Annotated in this window: 4 protein-coding genes; 3 read left to right on the top strand and 1 reads right to left on the bottom strand. The window is 41.8% G+C overall.

Going from position 1 to position 7,819, the window contains the following annotated elements:
* From N7974_RS19570 to N7974_RS19560, 3 genes are all read left to right on the top strand, one after another.
* The coding region (locus N7974_RS19570; RefSeq protein WP_262967222.1) for a DUF1016 domain-containing protein at window positions 1-479 on the top strand (479 nt) is incomplete at its 5' end.
* A gap of 40 nt (window positions 480-519) precedes the next feature.
* Window positions 520-2,289, top strand: coding sequence for a restriction endonuclease subunit S (locus N7974_RS19565; protein WP_262967221.1), 1,770 nt, complete (start codon window positions 520-522; stop codon window positions 2,287-2,289).
* A 78-nt stretch (window positions 2,290-2,367) separates the two neighbouring features.
* A complete protein-coding gene (locus tag N7974_RS19560) occupies window positions 2,368-6,093 on the top strand; it encodes an RNA-directed DNA polymerase (protein WP_262967220.1) in 3,726 nt (1,241 codons plus the stop codon).
* 435 nt (window positions 6,094-6,528) lie between these two features.
* Here N7974_RS19560 and N7974_RS19555 read toward each other — a convergent pair whose 3' ends face one another.
* On the bottom strand, window positions 6,529-7,245 hold the full coding sequence (locus N7974_RS19555) for an MgtC/SapB family protein (protein ID WP_262967219.1): 717 nt from the start codon (window positions 7,243-7,245) through the stop codon (window positions 6,529-6,531).
* Between the last annotated feature and the right edge of the window lie 574 nt (window positions 7,246-7,819).

Here is a 7,819-nt window from a genome sequence, read left to right as displayed (position 1 = left end):
GTGCCCAACCCAGTGCCACGCTGTATGAAAAAGAACTGGAAACCAATTTAATCCAGCAATTGCAAACCTTCCTGCTGGAACTGGGCAAGGGCTTTGCTTTTGTGGCACGGCAAAAACAATTACGTGTTGAAGGCGATAATTTTTTTGTTGATCTGGTGTTTTACAACTACCTGCTCAAATGCTTTTTATTGGTCGATTTAAAAGTCGGCAAGCTTGCCCACCAGGATGTCGGCCAAATGGATATGTATGTACGCGTGTTTGAAGAGCAATACAGGGGCGAAGGCGACAACCCGACACTGGGTTTGATCTTGTGCTCTGAACGCAATGAAGCCGTCGCCAAATATTCCCTGTTAGCCGATAGCCAACAGCTGTTCGCCAGTCGCTACCGCGCCTTTTTACCTACCGAAGCGGAATTACAAGCCGAATTGCAACGCGACCGTGCTGTGCTGGAAAACGCCATTTCAGAAGGTGAAGCATGAAAATAATAGCCTCTTACAAGCGCTGTACCGAGATAGCACGATGAATGCGATTCAAACCTTAATCACCGAGCACATCGACATCTGGACAGCCGCCGATACCGCCAAGAAATCAGGCCGTGGCCGCAGTTCGGGTAATGCCGCCAGTGTTTATGGCATCAAAAAATTGCGAGAGCTGATACTGGAATTGGCTGTGCGCGGCAAGTTGGTGCCTCAAGATGCGAATGATGAGCCGGCTAGTGAGTTGTTGAAAAGGATAGTGGCTGAAAAAGCTAAGTTGGTAGCTGAGGGTAAGATTAAGAAAAGTAAACCGCTGGCTGAAATAACAGATGATGAAAAACCGTTTGAATTGCCGATGGGTTGGGAATTGGTAAAGCTAGGAATTCTTTGTTACAAATTAACTGATGGCTCACATAACCCACCCAAAGATGCTGGAACAGGTTTTCCAATGCTAAGTAGTCAGAATGTGAATTTTGGGAAAATAGATTTTAACTCACCATCTCGCTATGTAAATGCAGATGATTTTGATGTTGAGAACTCGAGAACAAAAATTGAATCTGGAGATGTACTTTTAACAATTGTGGCTTCACTCGGTCGTCCAGCAGTCGTTCCTAATAATGCTCCAAAATTTGTATTACAGCGAAGTGTTGCTGTTATAAAAACAGATTTGATGTCTGAGTTTTTATGCCTCCATTTAGGGTCGCCTTTATGCGTTCGATATTATGATATTCACGCTAAAGGAACAGCTCAGAAAGGTATTTATTTAGGTCAATTATCTGAAATGCCCATTGTTGTTCCTCCAATTAAAGAACAACTCCGTATTGTCGCCAAAGTCGATGAACTCATGGCACTCTGCGACCAATTAGAAAACCAACATAATAACGCCGCAGTAGCCCACGAAAAACTCGTTACTCATCTGCTCGGCACACTCACACAATCACAAAATGCCGAAGACTTTAACTCCAACTGGCAACGTATCTCTGAGCATTTCGACACCCTGTTTACGACTGAAGCCAGCATCGACGTTCTAAAACAAACCCTGCTGCAACTCGCCGTCATGGGTAAATTGGTTCCTCAAGATCCCCATGATGAACCAGCCAGTGAATTGCTTAAACGGATACAGGCAGAAAAAGCCAAGTTGATCGCGGAGGGCAAGATTAAGAAAGCTAAACCGTTGCCGCCGATCAGCAATGAAGAAAAACCGTTTGATCTGCCCAGAGAATGGACTTTCGTTCGTAAAGCTGAAATCTTCGCTTTTTTGAATGGTTACGCGTTTAAGAGTGAATGGTTCGAGTCATCTGGGATCAGATTACTTCGCAATGTAAATGTTTCTCATGGGGTAGCAAACTGGATTGATGTAGCTTACATTTCCATTGAAAACGCTGCCAATTTTAATGATTACACGCTAAATATAGACGATTTAGTACTTTCTCTTGATCGTCCAATTATCACAACAGGTTTGAAATTCGCGGTCATTTCTAAGTCGGATATTCCGTGTTTATTGTTGCAACGGGTAGCAAAGATTTCTAGCTTCTCCAAAGCTGTGGATTCAGAATATCTAGCCATATGGTTAAACTCATCATTCTTTGTAGGAAATATTGATCCTGGTAGGAGTAACGGTGTTCCCCATATATCGACAACGCAAGTAGCTAACATGATTTTTGCTTTACCTCCAACTGCCGAACAACACCGTATCGTCACCAAAGTCGATGAGCTAATGGCAATCTGCGACCAACTAAAATCCCGCCTCACCGAAGCCAATCAGTTACAACAAAAACTGGCTGATGTGCTGGTTAAACAAGCAGTCAATTAAGGAAAATTTATGGGATTGCTGGATGAAATATATCAGAATCTGCTACCGACCAATACTTATCTAACCAATAAAGTTGTTTTGGCTCAGGCATGGAAAAAATCTCACGAATATATCCGTTCTACCAATTGGTATGCTGATACTTTCGAGCTTGATCGGTCTGCCATTGATCTGGATGCGCAACTTGATAAGTGGATTGAAGAATTGCAGGATGAAACATTCATTTTTGATTCACTTCGTATAGTTCCCGCACCTAAAGCTGATCGTTGGCATTTTAAAGAAAGTGATGGCAATCAAGATTTCTCACACGATTGGCGACCATATATAGACAAAGATAAACAAGAAGAAGACTCAAAATCACTGCGCCCCTTGGCTCATGTGACTATTCGCGATCAATCTTTGATGACCGCTTTAATGATGTGTCTAGCCAATAAAGTGGAAACTCTCCAGTGTGATACCTCAACTGAATTAAAGAAGGTACACACAAAAAAGTTGGTGAATTATGGCAATCGTCTTTATTGCACATTTCATGAGGATGAAGCCAATTTTTCCTGGGGTAATGGTACTACCTACAGTAAATACTTCTCGGATTATCAGCGCTTTTTAGCACGTCCGATGTATTTTGGCGGCGAAGCTTTGCAGAAAAAAGTTAAAGATGAGCAAGTTCTTGAGATACACCTAGATTTAGAGAAGTTTTATGATCGTATTGACCGTCCAAAATTGGTTAAAAAGATTCTTGCGTTATGTGACGAAAAAGAAGATGCCATTGTTACGCGGTTGCTAACCTGCTTTGAACATTGGGCCTGGGATGAAGAAAGTCCGGCAATTTATGATGACGTTTGCTCTCAAAATAACAGCACCATACCCTCAGGAATTCCTCAAGGTTTAGTCGCAGGTGGTTTCTTGTCCAATATTTATTTATTGGATTTTGACCATTGGATCAGTGCGTTAATTGATACTGATCTTGCTGAAGGTATTCGTCTTGTTGACTGTTGTCGGTATGTTGACGACATGCGTTTAATTGTTGTTGTCAAAGATAGCATAGAAGTTAAAGATATTGAAGTTAGCATATGTAAGAAGCTAGACAAGAAATTACAGGATATTGGTCTGAATTTTAATCTAAAAAAAACACGAGTAGAAATATTTAGATCCAAGAAAAGTGGTATTTCAACCAAGTTGAATGACATTCAGAGCAAAGTCAGCGGCCCCCTTTCCATCAATGAAATCGATGAGCAGCTTGGTAGTTTGGAAGGACTGATTGGCCTTGCTGACAGCTTGCGTTCGAGCGAGAGCGACAAAGATAACACCAATCCGTTAGCTTTAATTGATGGTCTCAATAATGATGTGCGTGAAGATACTTTATTGCGATTTACCGCTAACAAAATCCATATCTTGCTTAAGCAAAAACGCAGCTTGGTTGCTCAAGAAATCGGTGAAGATGGAAAATTAAAAGCCGGTTCATGGGATTATTTACAAGAACGTATGGCCAGAAAGTTTATTGCTTGCTGGAGTAAAGATCCTTCATTGGTATTAATGCTCAAGAAAGGCTTGGAACTATTCCCCGATAAACGCATTTTAAAACCCGTACTGGATCAGTTAAGCATTGTTATTAAACGCAAAAAGTATCCGAAGCAACAAAAAATTGCAGAATACTGTTTAGGTGAGATTTTTCGTCATGCAGCAGTATCCATCCATATTAAGGAACGCTGGGCATTTCCTGCTCATGCTGATGTTGAAGGATTTTTTGAGTACTTACAAACTCTCGCCGTTGACATTATCGAAAATGAAGATGACAACGATAAAAATATTTTAGAACAAGCGCGGTTTTTTTGCTTGGTAAGAAATGACTCTTGCTTAGGTAAGGATACAAAAAACGAAAGTTTTAACACCATCACCAAGATGATGAAAGGCTTTCGCAGCATATCACCCGAAATGAAGGTGGCAGATTTTGTTGCGAATGCTTTATTAGCATATCAGTTAGCTGAAAATAAAACTTTGGTTGTGAGAGCCGTGAATTGTTTACTGGAAAAATCTGAGAAAAACTCGCACCTCAGGAAAAATAAAAAGCTTAATGATCTTCATGCACAGGCATTCTGCAAAAAAATAGCTGCCGAATCACCTATATTTTTTGTAGATCTGGTTAATACCGCCAAGAACAATGATTTATCATGGCCAAAGTCATTTAAAAAACTCATTGATCAAACTGGCGTCTTATATTTACCTATCTCCGGCGATTTGAAGCGCTTCAATGGATCAGATTCAATCTCACTTTTAGGAGTTATTAAACGAACGGATAATCCCTTTGCTCATGAGAATGCTGTACTTGCATTACTTATGGCCGTAATGAATGGCGGCAAATTTGATGTTAAAAAAGATGCTACTGCCGACGATATTGCTGAGTTTAAAAAGATCATTGATATTGCTAACTGCAAAGTGCGCTGTCAAGACTGGAGCAAGATCCAATCGCTAGATGTCGAATTAGAGATTGAACAGCCAGTCAATGAAGAGGAACCTATATTCCCGGTGCCTGAATGGGTATCTGAGAATCATAAGCCGTTATACCGGATAGGTATCTTTTTGCGCAGTTGCTTAATGGGTAGTATTGACTGGTCAGGTATGAATGCACTGATGTCTAATCAGGCAAAATATACGGGGTTGAAAACCAGCTTTATGAAACGCCAGTTAGGCATGATGCATTCGCCTGAGGCTCTCAACGGTGAAACGGCTCCCATGTCTGGCTGGGTATCGAGTTTATTATTTCATTTACTGCAATGGCCTGGTACTAGCATTCATGATGACGGTTATGATTGGCCAATAGTTTGGGATGTGAAAGCGCTTAAAAAGTTAATCGAAGATCGTCTTAAAGATCAAAAATCACTATTTTGTAACATGTCTGGCATACCAGTCTATGTGGAACGAGTAAATTTAGATTGGCCAAAAGAAAAACAGAATCTTCGTGTTGTGATGGTGCAATCATTACTGCCGCTGAAAAATGATTTCGTTGATCACGGGTTGATGCTTGATACACCAATATATCGGGCCAGGCATCGCCGACATGTGGCAGCTGTTGCTGAACTTATTTTACATAAATCTTACAGCCATAGCAGTATAGTTGATACCGACTACAAAAGATCCGATATTGATCTCATTATTTGGCCTGAGCTAGCTGTTAATAACGCCGATATGGATATTCTCAAATGTTTAGCGGATAAAACCGGTGCAATTATTTTTACGGGTTTAACATTTACACATTTACCTGGTGTGGACGGCCCTAACAACGTTGCAAAATGGGTAATTCCAAAAAAACAGGCGAGCGGGCGACCGTTTATAAATCGCCTACAAGGCAAATGGAATATGATGGAAGATGAGGTTGGCAAAGTTAAGCCTTGGCGACCTTACCAATTATTGATTGAACTTGTGCATCCAGCATTTCCAAAAGAAAAAGGCTTTAGGTTAACTGGCACTATTTGTTATGATGCCACCGACATAAAAATGACCGCTGATTTGAAAGATAAATCTGACGCTTATTTGGTTGTTGCTTTAAATAAAGATGTGAACACGTTTGATTCCATGGTTGATGCTTTGTATTACCACATGTACCAGCATGTAGTGTTGGTCAATACGGGGGAATTTGGTGGCTCAGTGGCCAAAGCTCCCTATAAGGAAAGCTACGACAAATTAATAACCCATGTACATGGTACTAATCAGGTTTCAATTTCGTCTTTTGAGATGAATATGTTTGATTTTAGGGATGTTGGATCATTTTATAAGTCAGGTAAAAAACTTAAGACAAAACCTGCTGGATAAATACTGAGGGCACTGGTATCTAATAAAACTGTCATTTATCAGAAGACGATTGCACGGAATATCAGAAGCCGACTGCACTACCAAAAATATCTCCCATGCTTCGTAGGATAACGTTAGAAAACCGCTCTCAGCGAAGAAGGAGCATCTGTTTCCATACCTAAACTAGAGAATTTCTGAGCATAAACAAGAATAGTGCAGATGTCTACTGATCAGCGCATGATCAGCAGTCCTTCGCACATAGCGTATCTAGGCCAATAAAATTGGTATAGTCGTCTTCTGAAAATGACAGTAACCAATCTTTTGATTCATGAACACTTTACTTGTTTTGATAGATTGACGGCTATATTAACATTTTTACCTCTCTTTCACTATCCCAAAAGGTGGTTTTGGAGTTGTTCACTAAACCTCCGTTAAATGGACACTATTAGTAATGCCTTAATCAATCGTGCTTGGACTCCAATAAGCCTGGCTGACCGAACTTAGCGTCATGAGTTGGTCTACCACACGATTCAAGTCTTCAGAGTCTATGGATGTGGATAGTAGTATGGCAAATATTTGCACCTCATTTTGGACAAATGGATGAACATCGAAGTCGCTCACTGGGTAATTGGCAGCTTCGAGCAAGAGCTTCAACTGATCGCGGGTGTCTTTTTGATGTTGACGGTCGCAGATTACACAAACCGAATAGGTCACTTCGCTGTTCTCATCATCAATCGGCTTACGATTAATTGCATTCACTACCGGGCGCAGTAACGTATTTCCCGCCAGCACGAATAGCGCGGCCAACACCGCTTCCGATATCAGATCGGCACCCGCACAAGCCCCGACTGCCGCTGCCCCCCATAAAGTAGCAGCGGTGTTCAACCCACGGATATTACCATCGCCTTTCATGATAACCCCCGCACCCAAGAAACCAATGCCCGATACGACATAGGCCGCCACATGCACAGCACCTTCGTGGCCGGTCAAACGGTTCGCCATATCAACAAATACAGCAGCGCCTACTGCCACCAGAACATTGGTGCGTAGCCCTGCTGTCCGCTGGCGAAACTGGCGCTCCAAACCAATCGCCGCCCCCAGAATAAACGCCGTCGACAGGCTAATAAAGGTGTCCAGTAGCGACTGGATATTGATGTTGTTGATTGCTTCCATATAATGTTATCTCAGTGAATGGCTTTACTCTGCCATCCATATAGCAGGGTAAAAACTCGCAAGGTGTGGTTTTGCCCAAATAGAGCATACGAGCAAAAAGCACTCATTCAAAAGCCGCCATTGGATTGACAGTCAGCGCTCATTATATAGATGGCCGACCGCGGTAGACAAATTCATAACCACGATAAGAAGGTAACTACCGGCTCTGGTAAAACAGGGTTTTTAGAGGCTTGAGCCGTGTGCAGCGAAAGTTGCATGCACGGTTCTTAGGGGGGAATGGCGTAGTAATACACTGTTCCTACCCGACACCCGACAATGCGTAAAGTCGGCCTGTAACCAGCGTCATATATGAGTTAAAGGTAATATGTCACTACCAATGGTAATCGAAGGCACTAATCTGTCCCAATTGAATCATCTTCGCAAAGTAGCCTGTAACCCGCATTTTTGCTAGGTTCTGTTGACGTTTCACCAATCCGGTAGAATAAGCCATTTTGAATGAAATGAAGCGGATAAAATTAAGTGATGAAGAGTGGACTCGTATTTTGGCAAGCTTAAAAAAATTGCCTGGAGTTCA

It is taken from the genome of Methylobacter psychrophilus (genome assembly GCF_025583945.1).
Lineage (GTDB): Bacteria > Pseudomonadota > Gammaproteobacteria > Methylococcales > Methylomonadaceae > Methylobacter_C > Methylobacter_C psychrophilus.
This window is presented reverse-complemented; position numbering and strand designations above follow the sequence as displayed.